The sequence below is a fragment of the Bdellovibrionales bacterium genome (genome assembly GCA_018266295.1).
Taxonomy (GTDB): Bacteria; Bdellovibrionota; Bdellovibrionia; order Bdellovibrionales; family Bdellovibrionaceae; genus JACMRP01.
The window spans coordinates 209,765-232,139 of record JAFEAQ010000011.1; the positions used below are offsets into that span (position 1 = coordinate 209,765).

The window sequence follows — 22,375 nt, forward strand, 5'->3', positions numbered from 1 at the left end:
CATCTTGAGCTTTCAAAATTCTTTAGAAATTTTGAATACTTACGAAAATAAAGGGAAAGCGTAGCCCAAGACCTAGGTCTTGTCAAACATAACAAAACGCCTCAGATCCACTGACCATCTTTCATGCGAAGAATTTTGGGGAATTTTTGTGCAAAAGTCAGATCATGAGTCACCACAACAAGGGCCAGTCCCATGCGCTCTTTGAGTTCAAAAAACAGATCCTGAATTCGCTGACTGTTCTGCATGTCCAAGTTTCCCGTCGGCTCATCGGCGAACAGAACTTTCGGACGACGAACCAGCGCGCGCGCGATGGCAACCCGCTGCAATTCCCCGCCAGAGAGCTGCGACGGATAGTGCTCAATTCTTGAGCCAAGCCCCATTTGGTAAAGCAATTCAGTAGCTTTGTCTTTAGCGTCACGAATGGACTCACCGGCAATACGGCATGGGATCATGACGTTCTCAAGGGCTGTGAACTCAGCAAGCAAATGGTGGAACTGAAATACAAAACCCATCTTTTCGTTGCGGAAAAGCGCCAGCTCCTCGTCCCCCATTTCAAGCAGATTGTGATCATGGAAATAAAGTTGCCCGCTTTGTGGGCGATCGAGCGTTCCTAAAATTTGCAAGAACGTGCTCTTCCCCGCCCCGGACGAGCCGAGGATACAAATCGCCTCTCCATCTTGAATGTCTAAAGACATACCTCGGAGGATTTGCAACTCTCCACCGTCCCCTTGCGGGTAAGACTTCACAATGGAATCCGCGCGAATCAATGCTGGTGCGGTTGTCGGAGAGCCAGGGTTAACCATATTTTAATCCTTCCACCGGGTTGAGCTTCGAACCTCTCAATGCCGGGGCCAATGTTGCCACAAAACAAATAACCATCGTCGCAACGGCGATGAAAAGCCAATCAATGAAGCGCACTTCGACCTGAATCGAATCAATGCGATAAACAGAGCCGGAAAGCAGTCCGAGTGAGTTTTGAATCACAGTAAAACCAAGACATAAGATCAAACCAAACAAAGTCCCAAGTCCAAGCCCCACACCGCCCATGAGAAGCCCCTGCACGCTGAACATTTTCAAAATACTTTTCTGCGGAAGCCCCAACGCTTTTAGGATCGCAATGTCAGCATAGCGCTGAACCACATTCACAAACAGTGTGCTTGAAACGTTAAAGGCGGCGACCACAACAATGATCAACACCACAAAGAAAATCACCACACGTTCAATTTTAACGGCTTCAAAAAGATTCTCATTCAGATCACGCCAGTCACTGACCCAGTAATTCGGCCCCAGCGTTTGGCTGATATTAAAGGCCGCCGTGCGCGCATAGTTGATGTCTTGGAATTTCAAAAGCAAACCGCTGTAACGATCACCAATCTGTACCAGTTGCTGAGCCGCCGCCAGGGGCGAAATAATCATGCGCTCATTCCACTCGGTTTTTCCCATATCCAAAATGCCGCGCACTTGAAACTCGGCGATCCGGCGCTGAAAACGGCCGGGATCAATCGGATCCGGAATCGGCATCACCACACGGAAAATATCACCAACTTTCAAACCCACTCGCTGAGCAATGCGCTTACCAATAAGTACGGGAGTCTTCCCAGTACTGTCCGTTTTTAAATCCAGCTGTCCATCCACCAGACGCGAAGAAAAATTCAGCACACTCGGCGCACGCTCTTCGTCGATCCCTTGAATCATCACACCCTGGATTACTCCTTGATGGGCAAGCACCGCCTCCGTTCTTAAAAAGCGTACCGAGGAAACGAGTGTCGGTTCTTGTTTACGAATTTTAGCTTCAAGTTCTTGCCATGGTTCTTGAAAGGTCGCGCGCTTTACTAGCTGCACGTGACCCGTGACATCCGCCATTGCTGAACGCAAAGTGGATTCAAAGCCGCTCATCACCGCCATCGAAGCAACCAGCGCGCCGACACCCAGGACAAGTCCTACCAACGAAAGCACTGCTGATCCCCCGAACAAAGTTCGCTTTGAAAACAGCAAACGGTAGGCAATCCAGACAAGTTGTTTCACTAAGGCACCGCCGGCGCCGGAGTGGCATTTGCGAAGTTAGATTTTAGATAAGACATGATGAACTCATCGAGCTCGCCATCCATGATATCGTCGACTTGGTTTGTTTCAAAATCCGTGCGGTGATCTTTGACGAGCTGATAAGGATGCATCACGTACGAACGAATTTGCGAGCCCCATTCGTTGGCTTTCTTTGTCGCGTTCATCGCGTCCTTTTCAGCGTTGCGTTTTTCGAGCTCTTTTTCATAGAGAGCCGCTTTCAACATTTTCAAAGCCTTTTCACGGTTCTGAATCTGACTGCGCTGAGTTTGACAGCTGACGATAATTCCCGTCGGCAAATGGTACATACGAACCGCTGAATCGGTTTTATTAACGTGCTGACCACCGGCACCGCTTGATCTGAAAGTTTCTACCTTCAAATCCTCAGGACGGATTTCGATGTTAATATCATCATCCACTTCCGGCCACACGAAGACCGAGGCAAACGACGTGTGTCTGCGGGCATTCGAATCAAACGGCGAAATACGCACCAAGCGATGCACGCCGGATTCCGCTTTCAAGTAACCGTAAGCGTAAGGGCCTTCGATCAGCATTGTACAGGATTTAATTCCGGCACCTTCGCCCTCGGTCATATCAAGAATTTCTACACGATAGCCGTGATGATCCGCATAGCGCGTGTACATCCGCATGAGCATCTCGGCCCAGTCACAGGACTCAGTCCCACCGGCACCGGAGTTGATCGACAAGTAAGCGCTGTTGGAATCCGTTTCGCCATTTAATAAGCGACTGAGTTCTAATTCCTGCCCGATTTTTTCGATCGCGAGGATTTCGGTTTTGACTTCTTGAAAAGAGGCTTCGTCTTGACCTTCAACGGCCATTTCAAGCAAGACTTTGGCATCATCAAGGCGGCCACTATAGGACTTCCACTCACCGACGGCTTTTTCTAAGATTGTTTTTTCTTTATTGATCTTCTGCATTTCTGCAGGCTTTTCCCAGATAGCAGGATTTTCTGCGGCCATAGCGAGCTCCGCCAAACGCTTCTGCTTTTTCTCTAGGTCAAAGATACCCCCGAAGCTCGTCGCCGAACTTCTCAAGGTCCGTGAGTTTTCTTTTAATATCCGATAGTTCCGTAACAATTGACATGGACGTTCCTTACAAGACCCCCAGTGTATAGGGAGCAGCCCCGGAGTCAATATTTTGGCCCCGTTACGCGGGTTTGAGCGCTAAGATGACGGTTTGCGAAATCATGCGACTCGCGCTATACTCAGATCTATGGAACTCACTTCGACTCTTCACACTCCATTTTTATCTGTAAATTGGCGCCTGCGCGCCTAACATCTCTGGCTGCTTCTCGCAGCAATTTACTTTGTATTTCACTTTGAATTTCGCATAACTTTAATTCCATAAAGGAAATTTTATGAAACCCGTTATTTTAACCGGCGACCGCCCAACAGGCCCGTTGCATATTGGCCACTACGTGGGTTCCCTCGCCAATCGCGTAAAACTTCAGCACGATTACCAGCAATACTTACTCATCGCCGACACCCAGGCACTGACCGACAATTTCGATAATCCGCAAAAAGTCCGCGACAATATCTTAGAAGTCGCTTTGGATTATTTAGCTGTGGGCTTGGACCCGGATAAGAACACCATCTTTATTCAGTCGCAGATCCCAGAGCTGTTTGAGCTCAGCATGCACTTCATGAACCTCGTCACCGTGTCGCGCTTAATGCGCAATCCGACAGTGAAAGAGGAAATCAAGCAAAAGAACATGGAAGAAAGCCTGCCTGCGGGATTCTTCGTTTACCCGGTCAGCCAGGCCGCCGATATTTTGGCGTTCAAGGCGGACCTTGTTCCCGTGGGCGAAGATCAAAATCCGATGATTGAGCAAACCAACGAGATCGCCCGCCGATTTAATCACCTCTATAAAACTTCGTGCCTCAAAGAGGTCAAAAGCATGGTCGGTACCACCGGCCGCTTGATGGGTGTCGACGGCAAAGCCAAGATGAGTAAATCTGCAGGCAATGCGATTTTACTTTCTGACACCGCCGACATGATCAAATCCAAGGTGCAGAAGATGTACACCGATTCGAATCACTTGAAAGTCTCGGATCCCGGTCAAGTGGAAGGCAACGTGGTCTTTAGCTTCCTTGATGTCTTTGACACGAATAAAATAGAACTTGAAGAGTTGAAATCCCACTACCGCCGTGGCGGTCTCGGCGACGGCGTGCTCAAGCAACGCCTCACGGGGATCCTCGAAGAATTCATTGGACCAATCCGCCGCCGTCGCGAAGAATATGCAAAGGACCCAAAACACGTGATAGAAATTTGCATGAAAGGAAGCCACAAAGCTCGCGAACGCGCTTCGCAAACATTGAAAGAAGTGCGTGAAGTGATGGCGCTAATTCCCTATGAATAGAATGATTTTGATTTTGATTTTCACACTATTGCTGTCAGCCAAAACATTCGCCACTGATTGCGGCATTAAACCCAAGGGCATGGACTTCGGGCCGAACTGCGAACTTGTGCGCGCGCCCGCTCCACCGCCGAAGAAGTCATCCCCACGCATTCCCGACGAAAACATGCCTCTTCCCCAGGCGCCAACAAAGAAACGTCTGTGGGAACCAATCTTGTTTGGAGCCTACTCCGGAAAACCTGGCTACTACGCCATGATCGGAGCGGCAAAAGACCTCAAAGTTGATACGCTTTTGATGAATGAAGATGTGATGGAGAAAGCCCAGAAAGCCACCGAAAAACTCAGCCTCGGCGGCGTTACTGCCTGCGAAGCCATCGGCACGCAGCAGTCCATAGGCTATACCCTGTTTGATTTACGCAATTGCGGCGGGAAATAAAGATCGCTAGCTCATCAGGGCTTCCGCCCCGAATCCGATTTATTTACTTAAAACATGTTCTCGGGGACGAATCGTCTATGATACGACCGGGTCGTCTTATAGACGGATTGGCTTTAGGTACCTAGAAAATAATAACGACCATAACTGAAGGCTTGAAGACTCTTTCTAAACCAAACTTCATCTCATGCGCTCCGTCGCAGCTACTAGCTGGGGCGTTGCTCCGCCCTGAATGATGTCTCCGTGGGCGACGATCAGATTGTCAGGCTTCCAGTCAAGAATCTGACGGACGGCTGATTTCAGAGATTCCTTATTATTGAAATACATTTTCCCGATGCGGGTCATTGCCAGACGATTGTAGCCACCGTTAATTTTTGCGATTAATTTCATCAGCCAATTATCGAAGTGATGGAAGTTAAACATCATATCCGTCACAATCAGCGTCTTTGTTTTCGGGTGAAAAAACAGAAATTCTTCAAACATCGGTGCGCGAGCTTTGAGCGAATGCATTTCAACGTAATGATCCCACGGCATAACTTCTTGGGTATCAAGAACACCGCTGAATTGAATGTCATTGCGTTTTGCGTGAAGATCCGCAGGGCCCCAGATTTCAGCCTCAGGAAAGTTCGCAGCAAATTTATTCACATAAAGGTGATGCATTCCATTCGGCGCCACAATGTACTTTACCATGCCAATATCACTGATAGCCTCAACAAGCTTCGGAGTCGGTTCTATCGGAGAAATCACCATCAGATTGTTTGCATCGAGTGCTATGATGGTTGAACGAATCGCCATTTTCATTCCGGCCGGAGCTTTTAAAAAGTCCTCCGCCACCCACAATCCATCAGCCACGGCTTTTAGCATTTACAGATCCCCTTGCTAGATATTCTTAGCAAGAAGCTTAACAAAGACTGCATCCTGGATGCTAAACATTTTTTCAGCATCTTGGGAAGATGTCTCATGATCGTAACCTAGAAGGTGTAAAATCCCGTGAAGCAACATATACCCGAGTTCTTCTCGGTTTTTAAGACCGTGCTCTTTGGCTTGTTTCACCAAAACCTGAGGGCACATCACAAGCTCCCCTAAGGAATCCGGCGCCATACTCTCGAAGCTGAGCACGTCCGTCGCGTAGTCTTTGCCACGGAATTGCTTGTTCATTGCTTTGGCTTCTTTAGGATCCAGGAAAACCACTGTGAGTTCTTTTTTCGCAGTGGCTTTATTGAAGATTTTTTTCTTAAGAAATTCTTTTTCGATTTGATCACACCAAGTTTGAATAAACTTGCGCGGAACTTTCAGAGCACTTTGGTTGACGACAAGAACCTTCACGTCTTTTCACCCAATCCACCGCCAGCTGCGCGCGGATAATCGATACGCTGGTGATAGATCCCCAGCAAAATGCGTGTAAAAGCGTTTTCAACTTTCGAAATATCTTTCAACGTCAGATTACACTCGTCCAGTTGCCCGTCCTGGAATTTTCTTTGCATCACGTTACGCACAATGTTTTGTAAACGTGTTGGCGTGGGTTCATCCAACGACCTCGCAGCAGCTTCAATACTGTCTGCGAGCATACAAAGGGCCGCTTCACGGAACTGAGGCTTCGGACCTGGATAACGGAAATCCTCTTCAGAGATCTCGCAGTCGTCCGGTTTTTTCAGATCGAGAGCTTTATTATAGAAGAATGAAATCAGCGTCGTGCCATGATGTTGAATGATGCCGTCAATGATCGGCTTTCCGAGCTTGAACTTCACGCCGAGCTCAACCCCGTCTTTTACGTGCGCCACGAGCAAAGTCTTACTCATGAACGGCGATATGTGATCGTGCGGGTTATGGCCGGGCTTCTGATTTTCAATAAAGTAATTCGCATGCTCGGTCTTACCGATATCGTGGTAATAGCACATGACTTTACCCAAAAGCGGATTCGCGTCGATCTCTTCAGCGGCGGCCTCCACCATCGAGCCCACCATCATCGAGTGATGATAAGTCCCTGGAGCTTTCACGATCATTTCTTTGAGAAGCGGATGATTCAAGTTGCTGAGCTCAAGCAGCTTCACGTCCGTGGTGTAATTGAACACGGATTCAAGCAGCGGAATAATCATCATCGTCACAAGAGCACTAAAGATCCCGCCAACAAACGCCGCAGGAATCGTGACATAAACTTCATTCAATGCCCCTTCTTGCTCGATCTTGCTAACCGTCATCAAGAAGGCGACAAGCAAGGCATTCACGAGACCGGTACGAATCCCCGCCCAGTAAATATCATTGCGCGTTTTACACATGAACACGCCACGGGCTCCGGCGATACCGCCGACCATTGTGACGAGCATGAAGTTGAAACTGAAATCCGTCATGATGCCGGCACAGAATGCGGTGAAGGCCGTAAACAGCCACACGATCTCACCTGAAGTGACCAGCAGACCCATCATCATCGGAGCCGCCGCCATCGGAGCCGCGTACAAGAATACTTTTGGCGTTAAAATATGACCGAACTTCGCCGCAAATGCCGCATCTGTCACAAAGAGGTAAATCTTCGTGATGAGAATCACCGACAGAATAATCAGCATCATCACCATCGAGTCTTTCGGAAAGACGCGGACCTTGTTCAGCGTAAAACGACGCATGTAAGAGGCAAAAACAATAATCAATAATGTCAGAAAGAGCGCCAACGAGAATGTCATTAAGTTGCCGCGGCGGTCGGCCTGAATCGCCTGGATCTGACGGATCATCGCCATCTGGAACGGCTGTACAACACTCCCCTGCGGTACGATCACCTGGTTTTTCTTGATGGTGATGTTCACAGGAATAATCGCTTCCCGAGCGATCTGCTTGCGCGAGGCGGCCTCTTGCTTATTGAGGGTTAAATTCGGCACGACCAGCGAGCGCGAGAAATACAAGATATTTGCACGATCGCTCTCGGTCATTTTCTCAGCGCCGCGCGAGAAGTCTCCTTCGAAGTGATCCGGGTTCTGCAGATCTAGGATCTCTGTCTTTGGCAGATTGAACTCACGGCCTAAATTGCTTTTATGAATCACACGCGCAACAACGGTGTTCTGATTGCTCGGAATGAATCGATCCGGAGCCTCTGCGATTTTCTTTTCGTACCAGTTTTCAAGATTGCGAACAACCGCACTTTCAATGCGTGGATTGAAACGGTTTTCCACCAGCCACTCGTACATGAAATCAGAAACACCGATACCGAGCTCTTTTTCAAACTGTGATTTGTGCTGAAAGAAGTCTCGCATGGCTTCTTCGCGGCCCTTGAGGCTCTTCGGCCATTGCACTTCCCGCAGGAAGGATCTTTGCGTCCGGAAAGATCTATAGACGCCACTGGAAACACGCTCAAAAACTGAGGTGTCGAAGTCATAAACCACCGGGACTGTGAGTTCCGCACGCAGACGTTTTTCTTCGGTAGTAACCTCGTCGGTCATTTCGAAGCTGAACGGCGACACCACATCGTATTTTGCGACATCGCCGACGCGGAAGTCATAAGGCAGCTCGAGCTGGAAAAAAATCAGATAGGACAAGACCAAACAAAAAGCGAAAATCGTTGCGATACGTTTAATGTAAAAACGACGTTCCAGTTCTTGGTAAACAGAGGAAAGCATTCGGCCAAAAAAAGTCTTCTCGATTCCCAAGTGGTCAGCCCACTCGCGGAACTTCAAGCTATGGTCTTCGTAGTTGACACGTTTATGAGGCGCGTCTGTTTTTTTAGGTCCGAACTTGTGCAACGGCATCAGCTTTTTGGCCCCCGAATCATCATACTGCTTTTCGGATTTTTTGTCGAAATCCGCAGGCTTATGTGCTACTTCTTGGGGTAATCTCTTTCTTTGTCGAGGTGGTTTTAATATGCCAAAAGGTCCAGGAAATCTCAAAGATAATCGTGAGTCCATTCAAGCTTTGGTCGATATCGTGGCAGACCTTCGTGGCCCCAACGGGTGCCCCTGGGACAAGGAACAAAATCATCGCACTTTAGCGCGTTATGCCATCGAAGAAACCCACGAGATGGTCGAGGCCCTAGAGGAAAGGGAAGTTTCCCGAGAGAAATCGGGCCCCAACTCTGATTCGTTTATTTCTTCAAGCGCCAAGTTCAAAGACGAGCTCGGCGATGTGCTTTTCCAAGTGGTTTTGCATGCACAATTGGCTGCAGAAGAGGGTTCTTTCAACTTCAATGATGTGGTCGCAAATATCTCTGAAAAACTCGTGCGCCGTCACCCGCATGTTTTTAGCGGTGTGAATGTCAGCGGTATCGATGAAGTTTGGAAAAATTGGGAAGCGATCAAGAAGGCCGAAAAAGCCGCCCGCGGAGAAAAGGCGGCGTTGATCAATGTTCCGTCCGCACTCCCCGCTCTTCAGCGCGCGATGACGATTGGTGAGAAAACGCGCAAGCTGAAATTCGACTGGGATGGCCCGCAGGATGTGTGGCTCAAGGTCGAAGAAGAAATCGCCGAGCTGCAAGAAGCGATGGACAACGACGTGATGAGCGAGATTGAACACGAACTCGGCGATGTGCTGTTCTCGGTGGCGCAACTGGCACGTCACTACGAGCTCGATCCGGAGCAAGTCTTACGAACAGCAAACGCGCGTTTCTTGGGCCGCTTTGAAAAGATGATTCAGGGTTATCGCGCGAGCGAGGCGCCGACGGCGGAAGTCGATGATGTGCTGAAAAAGTTTGGCGCTTTGTCGAATGAAGACAAAGAAAAGTTCTGGCAGCTTGCGAAGAAGTCCTAGAATAAAAAAAGAGCGGTTTTTCAACCGCTCTTTTTATTTAGAACTTATGTCTGTGAGTGATGAGACCGTGTGTTGGATCGTACGGAGAAACTCCGACGGTCACTCGATCTCCTACGACGACTTTGATATTGAAGCGTTTCATCTTGCCGCAGAGGCGGGCTTTGATAGGAACGCCATTTTCTAGGTCGATGAAGTAGACACCACCGGCAGAGAGGTCAGTTACTTTCCCCTCGACCGATACGAGATCATCCTTAGCCACTAGTAACGACCACCGCGGCCGCCACCGCCGAAGCCACCACGTCCGCCGCCACCTGGGCGCTTCTCTTGTGGTTTTGCTTCAGAAACGTTCATCGCGCGACCACCAAGGTCTGAACCGTGCAATTTTGTGATTGCAGCTTGCGCTTGTTCATCAGCAGCCATTTCTACGAAACCGAAACCTTTGCTACGGCCTGTTTCACGGTCAGTGATAACGTTCGCAGATTCAACAGTGCCGAATTCTGCAAAAACGTCAGCCAATTGATCTGAATCGATTGAAAATGAAAGGTTACCTACGTAAAGTTTTTTTCCCATATATGCCTCCTTAAAAAGCTGTGGGGCCATTCTCGAAGGACAAAAGGACATCTAATGAACGATCTGAACGGACTAATTGAGTAACCAGTAAACCACAGAATGGCTCTGAAGGGTACTTCGAAATGTGTCAGTGTGTATTACGGTTAATTTGGAGCCTTAGAAGCAATGAGAGCGACTTGGCACCCGAAACAAACGCATCTCACCATGGTTTCAAGCCGGGGCCCGGCGTCGGCGCGGCTGATAAGGAACAGCCCCAATAGCCTCAAGATGGTTCTGAACGACATAATCTTTGACGACAGAATAAGCTTTTCGCCACTGAACAACACGGCTCCAAGGGCGATAATCCCAGAATTTCTGTTTGAGCTCCTTGGCCTTGCGAGCCCCCGTCACTTTGAGCGCAATAATGCCTGAAATCGCGCGCATAAACGGCGCAAAGGTGTGTCTATTGCCGACTTTGATAAGGAGATGCAGATGATTCCCGACGTTAGCAAACTCATAGATCTTAATCCCATACTTCTGAGCCTGCGTGCGAACAGTTTTCTCCACCATTCTCAGATTTTTAGCGGAGCGAAGCGACCACTCCCCACGCGCAAGACTCGATCGAAGCACCACATGCATCGCATGCTTGGTACTGATGGGCCGCTTCGTCTTCGCATTGCTATTTTTAAGCAATGACCCACCAAACTGATGCATTTGCTTGATACTTTGATCCTGAAATTTCATCTGCGGACCGCGCGATTTCATATTTTGTTTCTACCAAAGTAGCGATGGTATTTCCACTTACAAAAAGTGACATTTTATTGAGTGACTATTGAGATAAAACTCGGTACTTGATATGAGAAATGAAATTACTAAACTCAACAAAATCATTAGTCGCTGACACTGCCATTTTAGAGGCTATCAAGACGATTCAAGAAAGATTTCCTAAAAAGATTTTGGGCGTTTATGTGACTGGAAGCTACGCAAATGGTTATGCTGTTTCAACTTCTGACCTCGATTTATATTTTGTTTTCGATGAAAACCTCTCAAAAGAAAATGAGAAACTTGGCGAAGAAATTAACCGGCAACTAGAAAATATCACACCCGCATTAGATATCGCATTCCGAGGTCTCCCAAGTCTTTTGGAGATGGGAGAGGTTGGAATGCGCGAAAACTACCTCCATGTTTTTGGAGAACCAGTTCATCTGCAAATCCCATCGCCGTCTATGGAAGACTATATCTATCGCAGAATGCACTCTGGTTATTTAAGAATGCAACTAACTCGTAAAACAAAGCCATACACTTGGCCTATGGATTTTCCAGACGATAGCGGTTCCCTTAAGGGCTACGATTGGCGCGAGAAAATTAGTCACAACGGCAAGCAATTTAATTCCATTAAAGAAATCGTGGTTCTCACAGGTTGGATGGCAACCGGACTCATTGCCTGGAAGGGAAATACCTACGTTCCAACTAAAAACCACGTGGTAAATCTCTTTAAATCATTTTTTGACGGGCCGATTGCTACTGATTTTGAGACTACTACGGAGTTTTGCCGAACAAAACTTGCGTACATGGCTCCAGACAATAAAGAAGATCGACAAAAGCTTGAAGCCCTACTTCCACAAGTTTTGAAATTTGAAAATTTCTTTCTCGAAAACTATCAGCATTTTCTTATAGAAAATCTTGAAAATACTAATCCTATTCGCGTTCGAACTAGTATCATTCGCCTTGGAGAAATCCTCTATCCAAACGATCTCTCTTTAAAAGCACTCAATAACTTTGCTACTAATAACAGTTCGAATAAAGATGTTATTGAAAAATCTATTTCTCAACTCGTAGTAGAAAGAAACTAACACCCGACCAACGTAAGCCTTGAGCAAAACTCGCGCGCATGCGATCTCTGCGCCAATGTTCGAAGCTCGACCAAAATGAACAACTTCTAACTTTCTCAATCCGCTCCGCTAAAAAGTGGACACTAATAACTCATTGCTACGACATGAGAAAAGTCCACAACGAGACCCCGGTGTCAGAAGTTTTGGCGCTTTATTAAACATTCTTTCCACACCCGCGTGGATCGACTTTGGAAGATCTGAAATACCGTCAAACAGTTCGCCACCAGAAAAATTTTTTGAAAATTATATTTTTCGAGATTCACCAGCAAACTCCATCACTTAACAAATCCCAGAGTGAGATTTCTGGACCAAACTCCAAGTGCTTTCAAGCACTTCCTGGCCTTTTCGATTTTGTCCTCAGAGCCTATTAAACTGTCCGAAGATCTAGACGATAGGTCTTTTGAACTGGAGGTTCACTATGAATTCTCGCTTAACTAAACTCTCAATCGCCGCTGCAGCTTTGGCTTTCACTGCTTGTAGCAAATCTGCAGACTCTTTCTCTTTGTTGGCGGATTCATCCAGCTACAAGCAAAACGCAGTCTACACTCCACGCAAGGTAGATATCTTGTGGGTGATCGATAACTCCGGTTCAATGGAAACTTCGCAAACAAACTTGGCGAACAACTTCCCAGCGTTTATCAATAAGTTCGTAGCAACAGGCTCAGACTTCCGTATGGCTGTAACTACGACTGATGCATATTTGGCTCCTTACCATAAAGCCAACCAACCAACAGTGTTCGACTACAAAGACTATTCTTTGATCCGTGATGGTGCCGGCTCAACTCACTCAGGTGTGTTTGTGATCGACCCTAGCACTCCAAACATTTCTGATGTTTTCTTGAAAAATATTAAGCAAGGTATCAACGGCTCTGGTGACGAGCGTGCGTTCTCTAGCTTCGAAGCGACTTTGTCAGATGCTCGCAACTCTGCATTCCGTCGTCCAGATGCTTTCTTGGCGGTGATCGTTGTTTCTGACGAAGATGACTTTTCTCACAACGATAATACAAACGGTATGAATACATACAACTTCATGGAGAACTACAACGATCCTACAATGTATTCAATCCAACACTATATGGATTTCCTCACAAACTTCACAGCCGCAGCTGGCGCAAGCAAAAACTTCTCTGTGAACTCTATCAGCATCGTCGACAGCACTTGCTTGAACAAGTTGCAAAACGGTGCGCAGAAGATCGGTCAGCGCTATATGGCTTTGGCTAGCGCAAGTGGCGGTAAAGCAACAAGCCTTTGCAATGACTTCTCTGACAGTTTGAAAGTTTTGGCTGATGCGATCGTCGATCTTTCAAGTGAATTTAAGCTCACACGTGAACCAATCGAATCAACAATCGTAGTCACAGTGAACGGCGTAACCGTTCCTAATGATGCGACGAACGGTTGGACTTACAATGCTTCTGCGATCTCTATTTCCTTCCATGGAAGTGCAGTTCCAGCAGCAGGTGCAGATGTTCGCATTAACTTTGATCCAAAAGGTGTAAAAAACTAAGGGGAATTAAATGAGCACACAGCAGGCAGCAAATTTTAGTCATCATGAATGGTACATCCTTCGCGGTGAAATGAAGTACGGTCCTTACGAGTACAGTGCGCTCATTCACATGATTCAAACAGGCGAGCTCTACGATTATAACTACGTATGGGCTCCGCACATGGAAAGCTGGATGTTACTGGGCGACATCAACGAGTTTTCTAAAGACAGACTAGCCCGTCTCATCCAGACACAGGACCATTTGTCAGGTGCTTTCATCAAGCGTGGTTCTCCACGTATTGATGTTGATATCGACATCTACGCTCACAATAATGCCAATTTCTTCGACGGAAAATGTACATCTATCAGCGATAACGGTGCGTTGTTGCTTTTAAACGATCCCTTGCTGCTACCAGGCCAGGAAATCGTGATTCATTTCCGCGGAAATGGCTCTAATAACCCTACAGGTTTTAATGTAAAAGCCGAAGTTATTAGAAAGAACTTCACTAAGCAAAGAATTAACGTCAAATCCGGTTTGCATTACGCTGTTCGTTTCCTCCAAGTGCAAAAGTCCGGACAAGACCAGATTAAGAATATGTTATTAAAAAAGTAATCGGAGGAAACGTATATGCAGGGCTTTTTAAACTTTATCAATGATGCAGGTGTCGTAGGTTGGATTATCCTTCTTACGGGTGTGGGTTCTATGGTGCTCGTATTCGAGCGCGCTAAAACTCTTTATTTCTCTTACGGCATGAACGTTGATGACTTCATGGCGAAAACACAAAATCTCGTTTTGGCTAAAAAACTCGACGAAGCTCTTTTGATGTGCGCGCAAATGGAATCAAAACCAATGGCTCGCGCTTTCAAAACAATCCTCGAGAAAGCGGACCGCGACGATGAAACGATCTTCCAAGCTCATGACATCGCGATGTCTGAGAACGTTCCTTTGTACACTAAACGCCTTCACTACCTTTCAATGTTAGCCAACGTTGCTACATTGCTCGGTCTTTTGGGTACTATCCACGGTTTGATCTTGTCGTTCCAAGCGGTTGCACAAGCTGACCCAGCGATGAAACAACAATTGTTGGCACATGGTATCTCTGTATCTATGTATACAACAGCTTTGGGTCTCGCAGTTGCGATCCCAGCAATGGTGTTCTTCTCATTCTTGACTTCTCGTCAAAATCAATTGATCGAGCAAATCTCTGAGAAGTGCTCTAAGTTGACAGAGTTGCTGACTAGCTCGCACATTCCTACTTTGAACCGTCAAACTGTATTCCCAGACCAAGTTGCAGCGCCAAAAGCCGGCACAACTCCGCCATCTTCTGGTGTGAAAGCTTCTTAGTTAAAGCTTTGGTAAATCTCGACAGGCAGGACTCCTTGGGCTGGAGTCCTTAGCCTGAGTCGACAGTTCTAGAAGTGGAGAATATTTATGAGACGCGGTAAGAAAATTAGAATTAATCATGAATACGAATTCGAATTGGACTTAGCGCCATTGCTTGCCGTGATGGTAAAACTTGTTCCGGTTCTTCTCGTATCTTCTGCTTTCGTTCAAATGATGACAATTGAAACTCAATTGCCACAGGTCGTTCAACAAGCGATTGAAAAGAATGAAAAAGATGAAAAAGCCACTCATATCTCGATCGAAGTGAAAGAGAAAGAGGGCGTAAAAATCGTCGTTAAACACAATGACGGCAAAGAGAGCAGCGAAGTGGTACCTAAGAAATCTGACGGTACTTATGATTTCGCTTTGCTTCACACAAGACTTGTGGCTGTAAAGCAACAGAACCCAGAAGTTTTTAAAGTGGACCTCTCTCCGGATGGCAACGTTCCTTATAACGACATCGTTCGTGTAATGGATGAAGCTCGCCGTAGCCGTGACAACAATATTCGCTTCCCTATCACGGACAAGCAAACCAACAAGGAAACTCAGACAGACTATATGTTTCCTGAGGTTACTTTCGCGAATACAATGGAGGGCTAAGCCATGGCAAGACGTAAATACGAACTGCCAAAACAAAAGAACTCGTTTGGTCTGAACATCACGTCTATGACGGATATGTTCACGATCCTCCTCGTGTTCCTCCTGCAATCTTATTCGACTTCAGATGTGGAGCTAATCCCAGAAGCCGGCTTAAGACTGCCGTCCTCGAATACAATGACCAACCCGGTTGAATCCATTAAACTGACGGTTTCTAAAGAGTTGGTAAAACTTGATAAAACAAAAATCGCTGACATGAAAGATGCTAACTTCGAGTCAAAAGACATCGACCCGAATGACAGCAACTTCGTTAAGCCGATTTTTGATGAACTCGATAAAATCGCTAAAGATGAAAAATTGAAAGATAACCCAGCCGTTAAAGAAGGACGTATTTTGTTGCAAGCGGATGCTGCTCTTCCTTACTCAGTATTGAGAAAGGTTATGTATACCGCTTCGATGGCCGGTTTTCCGCAGATGAAATTAGTGACTGTTGTCGGAAACTAGTCGGAGATTTTTATGAGCTCACGTATGTTCTGGATCCTTCTTGCTTCATTGGTAGTTGCTCAACCATCATTCGCGAAAAAGGACGAAGGCAAAGGCCTTCTTCCTGAAGTTCGCATTGGTGAAGGTGGCAGCGAAACTGAAAATGACAAAAAAGCTTTGACTTCAGAGATTCTCATCACTCGTTCAGAAAACAAAGCGATCGAATCCCTGCAAAAGCTTATTAAAAGCAAAAAGCCAGGCAGCCCTGAGAATGCGGACCTATTGTACCGCCTTGCTGAGCTCTATATGCGCAGATCTAAATCGGGCCGCTTCTTCGACATGAACGCGAACAACCCTGTTCTGCAAAAAAGTTCATTCCCAATTCCAAATGAACACGGCTCAGACGCCGTGAAACGTGCTATTGCTATTTATACTCGCTTGGAAAAAGAGCATCCGAACTTCCGCGATATGGATGCTGTTCTCTTCAACAATGCGTTTGCACACCAGCAAATTGGTAAGGGTACAGAGGCTTCTGTGCTCTTTAACCGTTTGGTGGATAAGTTCCCTAAATCTCCTCTGATCGCCGATGGTACGTTGGCACTCGGGGAACTTTTGTATGATCAAGGTAAATTCCAGCCAGCGTTGGAACAATTCCTTAAAATTGAAAAAATGCCTAAATCCCGCGTTTACTCTTACGGTTTGTATAAAGCTGCTTGGGCTTACTACAACCTCAAAGATTCAGACAACGGTATTAAACGTCTTTTGATGGTGGTAAAAACAAATCCGCCACTTCAAGAAGGTGAAGTTCCAACAAACCGTCACAACCTCCGCAAAGAAGCTTTACGTGATTTGACGATCTTCGTTGGTGACTCCTACCCTGCTGACAAACTCTATGCTTTCTTCGAAAAAATCACTCAGAATAACGAGCTCGGTCCTGCAATGATCGATCTTGCAAAACTCTATGAATCTCATAGCCGTCAAAAGGAAATGGGAATCTTCTTGGGTGAGTTTATCGATAAAAATCCTTCAAATCCTTACTTGGTGAAAGCGAACCTTTACCTTGTAGATGCCTATGAAGACCTCAAACAACGTGATAAAGTGATCTCTCACCTTCAAGCAGCTAGCGAGCTTTGCAAATCGAACTCTGCTTGGAGATCTACTCAAAAGCCAGAAGACGCGGCTGAGTATTGCGATAAGGACTTCCGCCATAATTCTCTCGACATCGCTAAAAAGTGGTGGGAAATCTGGATGAAGAACAAGCAAAACGTTGCGTTCTCAGATCTCACACAAAAGTCTTTCCGTTTGATCCTCGATAACGAAGATCAATCTAAACCAGATGTGAAAACTCACTTTGCCCTTGCGGAGCTTCTCTTCCAATTGGGCAAATACGATGAAGCAAGCCAAGAATACAAATTCGTTGGTGACCGCGCTCAAGAGCCAACTCTTCAGCACGACGCTAACTATGGCGCTTTGTATGCGATCGAAAAGTCTATGGAGAAATCCAAAGAAAAAGATCCAGCTAAGGAAGCTCTTCGTAAAGAACTCGCTACCAACTACTTAACGAAACATCCAAACGGTAAATACGCTTTGAATGTTCGCTTTAAGATGGGCCATATCGCTTACGAGGAAAACAACTTCCCAGAAGCAGAAAAATGGTTGAGCCAAATTGCTGGTTCGAACAAAGACCCAGAATTGAAGAAAAAAGCCGAAGACTTGATGCTTGATATGCTCAACATGAAGAAAGACTATGCTGGTTTGCAAAAGCTTTCTAAAAAAATCATCGCTTCAGGTGCTAACGATGACCGCAAAAAATCTATGAATAAAATCATGGAAGAGTCTAGCTTTGCAGAGATTCAAGAAGTCGCTAAAGGTGCAGACCCAATTATGGCTGCCCGTAAGTTGATTGACTTCTCTAAAGAGCATGAGACCTCTCCAATGGCTAAAGATGCTTTGTGGCAGGCTCTCAGCTTGCTCTATGCTAACGGCCGTCAATTTGAGGCTGCAGAATTGAGCCTTCAGTACGCTAAGAAATATCCTACAGACAAAAAGACTGTGGATGGCTTAAAGGATGCTGCTCGTTCTTATGCTGAAATCGGTCAGCTGACAAAAGCCGCTGAGACTTTGAAAATGATTGCTGAGATGGACAAGAAAACTGCTAAAACCAATATTGAATTGGCTGCAGACTTCCTCCGTCTTGAAGGCCGCATCAAAGAATCACGCGACATCTATGTTACGTTGATGAAAGATGCAGATAAAAAGAACCAAGCTCGTTTGATCTTAAAAATCATGGCGACTTACGGTGGTAAAACAAACAATCCAGAATACCAAAATCTTCAAGAGAAGATCTTGGCTATCAATATGGAGCCCTATGCAACGCAAATCCTTATGGAGCGTGCAGAGAAACTCTATAGTACTGGTAAGAAAACGGCTGCTTTCGACGCTGCTAAAAAGATCATGGGCCGCGGTATTACTGCGGAAGAAAAAGCCCCTGCTCGTTTGATCCAAGCTCAGGTTTTGGAATCTGAATTGGTTCAACAAAGCGTGAAAGCTAAAATGGATAAGTTTGCAATGGTTCTCGGTCTTAAAACTGAGAAGCTCGATAAAGCACAACAAGCTTACTTGAACGTCCTTTCTATGTCTAAAGACGAAAAGGTTGTTCGTAAAGCTTTGGCGGGCCTTGATCGTTGTTATGCAAACTACATTGATAGCTTGCAAAATATCCCTATGCCTGGCGGTTTGACTCCTGCTGAAAAAGACACTTTGAAAGGTGAACTCGCTAAGATCGTAACGCCTATTCAAGGCAAAAAAGCCGAGAACGAAACACGCTTGAAAACATTGGTTGTTGTTCGCGCAACAACTGACAGTAAAGACCGCGACTACTCAGAGATGAATCCAGAAGGAACGATTGCGCCTTCGGCTTCCTACCCTCCAGCAAGTCAGTTTGAAGCGTACTTGACTGCGAAGACTGATTTGAGTCCGTCACGCGTACAGAAAAACCAGACTAAAGTTTGCTCTCGCTCTTTCACTACGAAAGATGCGAAGATCCAATCTATCTTGGATATGGCGAATAACTGCTATGTCTCAAAACAGTACGATATGACCGAGAAGTTGGCTTTAGAACTAGCTAAATTCAAAGATACGCGTGCATTAGGTCTGTATTACTTGAGCTTGGCTTCAGATGTTCGTGAACAGCGCGAAAAAGCAATGTGGCTCATTGATGAACTCATGAAGACTCAAAGTGAGAACGCACTGGTACTGTATCAGAAGGGCCGTCTCATGTATGAGCTCGAAGATATCAATGCGGCGATTCCGTTTTTTGCCAAAGTTGTAGACATGAATATAGGTTCGGCAGAAATTTCAACTTTCGCTGCCGTAAAAGCATACACTGAAAAAGATTACATCACTTCTACGGAGAATTTCTCGCGGCTGACTCAGGACCAGGTGTATACTTACAACATGGGACCTTTGTTCAGTGAAGCGTGGGCACAGCGCGGAGAAGCGGAGAAAGGTATTCAGTTAATCACCGAATTATCCGTTAAGAAAAAGGACAATGTAGACATAATGTTACAACAGGCCCACTTGATTGAGGTCTATAAGTCATCTGATATCGGTACGGCTAAGCAAGTGTACGAAAGAGTTGCTAAAGTCACATCGAAACCAGATTTAAAAGAATGGGTTGGTAAGAAATTAACAATCCTGAAGGGACAGATTCCGAACCAAGGTAAGGTAACGTCCCTGGAGAAAGAATAAGTTTTTAGTTCGAAAATTATAATAGTACGTTGATCTAATAATTGAGTCGCTCTGCTAGTAATTCCGAAGACTTGTTATGGAGGAACAGTTGAAAACATTAATCGTAGGATTAATTGTTGTCTTAGGAATGGTTACTACGGCAGAGGCGAAACAAAAGGTTACTCGTAAAGTCCAAGAGGTTAATTTCGGTGAAATGAACCTCAAAGGGACGATTCGTAATCCTGATGGCGCCTACCTTGTACAGAAGAAAGGGATTAAATTCCTTCCGCTGTACGATATCCAAAAAGATATGGATAGCCGCATCCGCGAATCGAGCCTTTACCTGAGATAGTTTAGTCAACCACACATTGACTAGAGATTTAAGACTTTACGGGGTACGTATGAACAACACTTTAATCGTTAAACAACGTCTTAAGAACGGAACTACCAAGACATGGAAGCTTCGTTCGTCACAGTCAGTCTACACGTTTGGTGGATCAAGACTCGCTGACGTCATCTCCATCTCCCCTACTTCACAGGGCATGCAAGGTACTTTCGAGTGCCGTGATGGTAAATGGTGGTATATCGACATGAACATGGATGCAGTCGCATCTATGAACTCGTGTGAAGTCGCTATTGATGGAGAAAAGACTCTCGAGATCGCTGACTCTACTCTTCACTTAACCCCCGTGTTGAGAGAAGCCGATCTCTATCAACGCCTTGAAAGAGCTTCGCATGAAAATGACGGCACTAAAAAACCTTATCAGCTTTTCCTCGTGAAATTGCATGACAAGGTTATTGAGACCCGCGTAGTTCCTATGGGTCAAAGCTTTATTCCTGAAATGGCTGTCACTAAAAAGGTTATCCCTGCGAAGGATTCAAGCTCTTGGGTTCAATACACTTTGGATCAATACATCGTTCGTCAAAAAACCGTTTTCTTGACTGCAGAAGAAGCAATGAATCGCATTACTGCAAGTCAAATGGTTGATGGCGACAGCAAAAAGGGTCTCTTGATCGTCGGCCTTGCGGCTTTGATGATCGGCGGCCTCACTTTGATGTCTCCTAAGAAGGAAGAAGTTGCTCAGGTAGTGATTCCTCCTCCTGCGCAAAAAGTGATTGTTAAAACAGATAAAAAGAAAAAAGTTGCTCAGGCAAAACCTGCACAACCTCAGCAAGCCCCTTCTGCTCCGAAAGAGCAAAAGGTTGCTAGCGCTCCAGCTGGTAATGGCAAAATCGCCAACATGTTGAAAGCGGTTTCTGACCCCCGCCTGTCTCGTTTGATCGGTAAAGTATCCGCTCAAGCTGCAAAAAGCGGTAACGTGATTGTTTCTAACGGTGTGAAAGCCGGCGCTGGTGCCAGTGGTCGTGCCTTGGCTGCTGTTGGTAACATCGACCGCTCTGGCCGTGACTACGGTACAGACTCTACAGCTCAAGGTGTGATGATCTCCACTGCGGGCCGTGGTGGCGGTAAGAACACTTCTGGTATCGGTGGCCTCGGCGCAGGTAACACTGGTAACGGGGGCGTTGGTTTGATCGAGGAAGAAAGTGAAATTGTCGGCGGTCTCGACCGCGAAGTGATCGCTCAGTACATCAAGTCCCAATTGGGTCAGATCTTGTACTGCTATGAGCGCCAACTCAGTGCTCACCCAGATTTGTTTGGTAAGGTAGCTGTTAAATTTACTATTGCTGGAACTGGATCGGTAGAAACACAGGCCATTGGTGATACCACACTTAAAAATGCGACCGTCGAAGGATGTATCTTGAATAAGGTTGCTAAATGGAAGTTCCCTGCCCCAGCCGGAGGGACGAAAGTGCTCGTCACTTATCCATTCTTATTCAAGAGTACTAACTAAGACGGAGGAACTAAAATCATGAAAACTCTCACGCTCACGTTGATGCTATTAGGGAGTTCCTTAGCATACGCACAAACAACCGCCCCTGCTGCTCCTAAAGCGGCCGCTCCTGCTAACTCAGGCAGCGACAAGCTTGATATTAAAAAGCTTGAGCAAAAATATTGGTCTGCAAAAGACGACGACTTCGCAGTCGTACAGAACCGCCGCTATACAAAAGCCGGCCGTTTCTTCTTGAGCGCCAACGGTGGTGTTCCATTCAATGACCCATTCTCTTCAGGTAATATCTATGGTGGTACTTTCGGTTACTTCTTCAACGAACGTTGGGGTATCGATGTAGACTATAAATCTGGCAGCTTGCATGATAATGATGCAACTTCGCAGTTCATCAATCAATATGGTACTTACCCAGACCATAACGTATTTAAATCTTCAATGATCGCTTCTGTGACGCTGGTTCCGTTCTACGCAAAAATGAGCTTCATGGATAATTCAATCATTTACTTCGACATGGGCTTCTCACTTGGCGCCGGTACTTTGGCTTACGTTGTTAAGCAAAAAGAAGGCGATTTGAACGAGAACGCAGCCGTTGCAAAACTCTCTGTATTCCAGCAGATCTTCTTCACAGAGCACTTCGCTTTGAGAGCAGATCTTTCAAATACATGGGCCAATGAAAAACGCATGAAATACTACACACCTGGTGACGCGCAACATGGTTACTCTGGTGACCGTGATCTCGGCACTAAAATGACCAACGATACTTCACTTTTGTTAGGTGTGACTTACTGGTTCTAAGGATTCTAGGTAGCTGT

22 protein-coding genes are annotated in these 22,375 nt (G+C 46.1%); 13 read left to right on the forward strand and 9 right to left on the reverse strand.

What is annotated here, in order from left to right:
• Positions 1-101: 101 nt before the first annotated feature.
• From JSU04_09690 to prfB, 3 genes are read right to left on the reverse strand one after another with little or no spacing between them, the layout of a single operon-like run.
• The gene (locus JSU04_09690) at positions 102-764 is read right to left on the reverse strand and encodes an ABC transporter ATP-binding protein (GenBank protein MBS1970570.1); all 663 of its coding nucleotides are present in this window, start codon (positions 762-764) and stop codon (positions 102-104) included.
• A gap of 31 nt (positions 765-795) precedes the next feature.
• Positions 796-2,025: an ABC transporter permease gene (locus JSU04_09695; protein ID MBS1970571.1), complete on the reverse strand. Its 1,230-nt coding sequence runs from the start codon at positions 2,023-2,025 to the stop codon at positions 796-798.
• Entirely contained in the window at positions 2,025-3,140 is a 1,116-nt protein-coding gene (prfB, locus tag JSU04_09700; GenBank protein MBS1970572.1) for a peptide chain release factor 2, read from the reverse strand. The genes JSU04_09695 and prfB overlap by 1 nt, the downstream gene beginning before the upstream one ends.
• 299 nt (positions 3,141-3,439) lie before the next feature.
• On the opposite strand from prfB, the gene trpS reads away from it, so the two are divergent.
• Both trpS and JSU04_09710 read left to right on the forward strand, forming a co-directional pair.
• Positions 3,440-4,441, forward strand: coding sequence for a tryptophan--tRNA ligase (trpS, locus tag JSU04_09705; protein MBS1970573.1), 1,002 nt, complete (start codon positions 3,440-3,442; stop codon positions 4,439-4,441).
• The gene (locus JSU04_09710; GenBank protein ID MBS1970574.1) at positions 4,434-4,874 is read left to right on the forward strand and encodes a hypothetical protein; all 441 of its coding nucleotides are present in this window, start codon (positions 4,434-4,436) and stop codon (positions 4,872-4,874) included. The genes trpS and JSU04_09710 overlap by 8 nt, the downstream gene beginning before the upstream one ends.
• 177 nt (positions 4,875-5,051) lie before the next feature.
• On the opposite strand, the gene JSU04_09715 is transcribed toward JSU04_09710, so the two are convergent.
• From JSU04_09715 to JSU04_09725, 3 genes are read right to left on the reverse strand one after another with little or no spacing between them, the layout of a single operon-like run.
• A complete protein-coding gene (locus JSU04_09715; GenBank protein MBS1970575.1) occupies positions 5,052-5,735 on the reverse strand; it encodes a DUF4336 domain-containing protein in 684 nt (227 codons plus the stop codon).
• Between the two features lie 15 nt (positions 5,736-5,750).
• Positions 5,751-6,197, reverse strand: a complete 447-nt coding sequence (ybeY, locus tag JSU04_09720) for an rRNA maturation RNase YbeY (GenBank protein MBS1970576.1) — start codon at positions 6,195-6,197, stop codon at positions 5,751-5,753.
• Positions 6,194-8,602, reverse strand: a complete 2,409-nt coding sequence (locus JSU04_09725) for an HDIG domain-containing protein (protein ID MBS1970577.1) — start codon at positions 8,600-8,602, stop codon at positions 6,194-6,196. The genes ybeY and JSU04_09725 overlap by 4 nt, the downstream gene beginning before the upstream one ends.
• A 112-nt stretch (positions 8,603-8,714) precedes the next feature.
• Between JSU04_09725 and mazG the strand changes: the two genes are divergently transcribed.
• Positions 8,715-9,596: a nucleoside triphosphate pyrophosphohydrolase gene (mazG, locus tag JSU04_09730; GenBank protein ID MBS1970578.1), complete on the forward strand. Its 882-nt coding sequence runs from the start codon at positions 8,715-8,717 to the stop codon at positions 9,594-9,596.
• A gap of 37 nt (positions 9,597-9,633) precedes the next feature.
• Here the strand turns inward: mazG and infA are convergent, their stop codons facing one another.
• From infA to JSU04_09745, 3 genes are all read right to left on the reverse strand, one after another.
• Positions 9,634-9,855, reverse strand: coding sequence for a translation initiation factor IF-1 (gene infA / locus JSU04_09735; protein MBS1970579.1), 222 nt, complete (start codon positions 9,853-9,855; stop codon positions 9,634-9,636).
• Complete coding sequence (locus JSU04_09740; GenBank protein MBS1970580.1) at positions 9,855-10,166, reverse strand: RNA-binding protein; 312 nt, start codon at positions 10,164-10,166, stop codon at positions 9,855-9,857. The genes infA and JSU04_09740 overlap by 1 nt, the downstream gene beginning before the upstream one ends.
• 210 nt (positions 10,167-10,376) lie before the next feature.
• Entirely contained in the window at positions 10,377-10,910 is a 534-nt protein-coding gene (locus JSU04_09745) for a transposase (GenBank protein MBS1970581.1), read from the reverse strand.
• A gap of 98 nt (positions 10,911-11,008) precedes the next feature.
• Here JSU04_09745 and JSU04_09750 point away from each other — a divergent pair, with 98 nt between their 5' ends.
• The 10 genes from JSU04_09750 to JSU04_09795 all read left to right on the forward strand — a co-directional run bounded on the left by JSU04_09750 (position 11,009) and on the right by JSU04_09795 (position 22,358).
• The gene (locus tag JSU04_09750) at positions 11,009-11,998 is read left to right on the forward strand and encodes a nucleotidyltransferase domain-containing protein (GenBank protein MBS1970582.1); all 990 of its coding nucleotides are present in this window, start codon (positions 11,009-11,011) and stop codon (positions 11,996-11,998) included.
• A gap of 484 nt (positions 11,999-12,482) precedes the next feature.
• Entirely contained in the window at positions 12,483-13,541 is a 1,059-nt protein-coding gene (locus JSU04_09755) for a hypothetical protein (GenBank protein MBS1970583.1), read from the forward strand.
• Positions 13,542-13,551: 10 nt separating this feature from the next.
• Positions 13,552-14,133 carry a DUF4339 domain-containing protein gene (locus JSU04_09760; protein MBS1970584.1) on the forward strand — a complete coding sequence of 194 codons (582 nt, stop codon included), beginning with the start codon at positions 13,552-13,554 and terminating at the stop codon, positions 14,131-14,133.
• A 15-nt stretch (positions 14,134-14,148) separates the two neighbouring features.
• Positions 14,149-14,865, forward strand: coding sequence for a MotA/TolQ/ExbB proton channel family protein (locus JSU04_09765; GenBank protein MBS1970585.1), 717 nt, complete (start codon positions 14,149-14,151; stop codon positions 14,863-14,865).
• Positions 14,866-14,952: 87 nt separating this feature from the next.
• A complete protein-coding gene (locus JSU04_09770) occupies positions 14,953-15,504 on the forward strand; it encodes a biopolymer transporter ExbD (GenBank protein ID MBS1970586.1) in 552 nt (183 codons plus the stop codon).
• A 3-nt stretch (positions 15,505-15,507) separates the two neighbouring features.
• The gene (locus tag JSU04_09775) at positions 15,508-16,005 is read left to right on the forward strand and encodes a biopolymer transporter ExbD (GenBank protein ID MBS1970587.1); all 498 of its coding nucleotides are present in this window, start codon (positions 15,508-15,510) and stop codon (positions 16,003-16,005) included.
• A 12-nt stretch (positions 16,006-16,017) separates the two neighbouring features.
• A complete protein-coding gene (locus JSU04_09780; protein ID MBS1970588.1) occupies positions 16,018-19,734 on the forward strand; it encodes a tetratricopeptide repeat protein in 3,717 nt (1,238 codons plus the stop codon).
• An 88-nt stretch (positions 19,735-19,822) separates the two neighbouring features.
• Positions 19,823-20,065: a hypothetical protein gene (locus JSU04_09785; protein ID MBS1970589.1), complete on the forward strand. Its 243-nt coding sequence runs from the start codon at positions 19,823-19,825 to the stop codon at positions 20,063-20,065.
• A 49-nt stretch (positions 20,066-20,114) separates the two neighbouring features.
• Entirely contained in the window at positions 20,115-21,566 is a 1,452-nt protein-coding gene (locus tag JSU04_09790; protein MBS1970590.1) for an AgmX/PglI C-terminal domain-containing protein, read from the forward strand.
• An 18-nt stretch (positions 21,567-21,584) separates the two neighbouring features.
• The gene (locus tag JSU04_09795) at positions 21,585-22,358 is read left to right on the forward strand and encodes an outer membrane beta-barrel domain-containing protein (protein MBS1970591.1); all 774 of its coding nucleotides are present in this window, start codon (positions 21,585-21,587) and stop codon (positions 22,356-22,358) included.
• Positions 22,359-22,375 lie beyond the last annotated feature (17 nt).

Bases quoted from the DNA above. Each gene is read 5' to 3' on its own strand.
- trpS (MBS1970573.1), top strand. From the start codon at position 3,440: ATGAAACCCGTTATTTTAACCGGCGACCGCCCAACAGGCCCGTTGCAT.
- JSU04_09710 (MBS1970574.1), top strand. From the start codon at position 4,434: ATGAATAGAATGATTTTGATTTTGATTTTCACACTATTGCTGTCAGCC.
- JSU04_09715 (MBS1970575.1), bottom strand. From the start codon at position 5,735: ATGCTAAAAGCCGTGGCTGATGGATTGTGGGTGGCGGAGGACTTTTTA.
- JSU04_09725 (MBS1970577.1), bottom strand. From the start codon at position 8,602: ATGCCGTTGCACAAGTTCGGACCTAAAAAAACAGACGCGCCTCATAAA.
- mazG (MBS1970578.1), top strand. From the start codon at position 8,715: ATGCCAAAAGGTCCAGGAAATCTCAAAGATAATCGTGAGTCCATTCAA.
- JSU04_09740 (MBS1970580.1), bottom strand. From the start codon at position 10,166: ATGGGAAAAAAACTTTACGTAGGTAACCTTTCATTTTCAATCGATTCA.
- JSU04_09745 (MBS1970581.1), bottom strand. From the start codon at position 10,910: ATGAAATCGCGCGGTCCGCAGATGAAATTTCAGGATCAAAGTATCAAG.
- JSU04_09750 (MBS1970582.1), top strand. From the start codon at position 11,009: ATGAAATTACTAAACTCAACAAAATCATTAGTCGCTGACACTGCCATT.
- JSU04_09760 (MBS1970584.1), top strand. From the start codon at position 13,552: ATGAGCACACAGCAGGCAGCAAATTTTAGTCATCATGAATGGTACATC.
- JSU04_09765 (MBS1970585.1), top strand. From the start codon at position 14,149: ATGCAGGGCTTTTTAAACTTTATCAATGATGCAGGTGTCGTAGGTTGG.
- JSU04_09770 (MBS1970586.1), top strand. From the start codon at position 14,953: ATGAGACGCGGTAAGAAAATTAGAATTAATCATGAATACGAATTCGAA.
- JSU04_09775 (MBS1970587.1), top strand. From the start codon at position 15,508: ATGGCAAGACGTAAATACGAACTGCCAAAACAAAAGAACTCGTTTGGT.
- JSU04_09780 (MBS1970588.1), top strand. From the start codon at position 16,018: ATGAGCTCACGTATGTTCTGGATCCTTCTTGCTTCATTGGTAGTTGCT.
- JSU04_09790 (MBS1970590.1), top strand. From the start codon at position 20,115: ATGAACAACACTTTAATCGTTAAACAACGTCTTAAGAACGGAACTACC.
- JSU04_09795 (MBS1970591.1), top strand. From the start codon at position 21,585: ATGAAAACTCTCACGCTCACGTTGATGCTATTAGGGAGTTCCTTAGCA.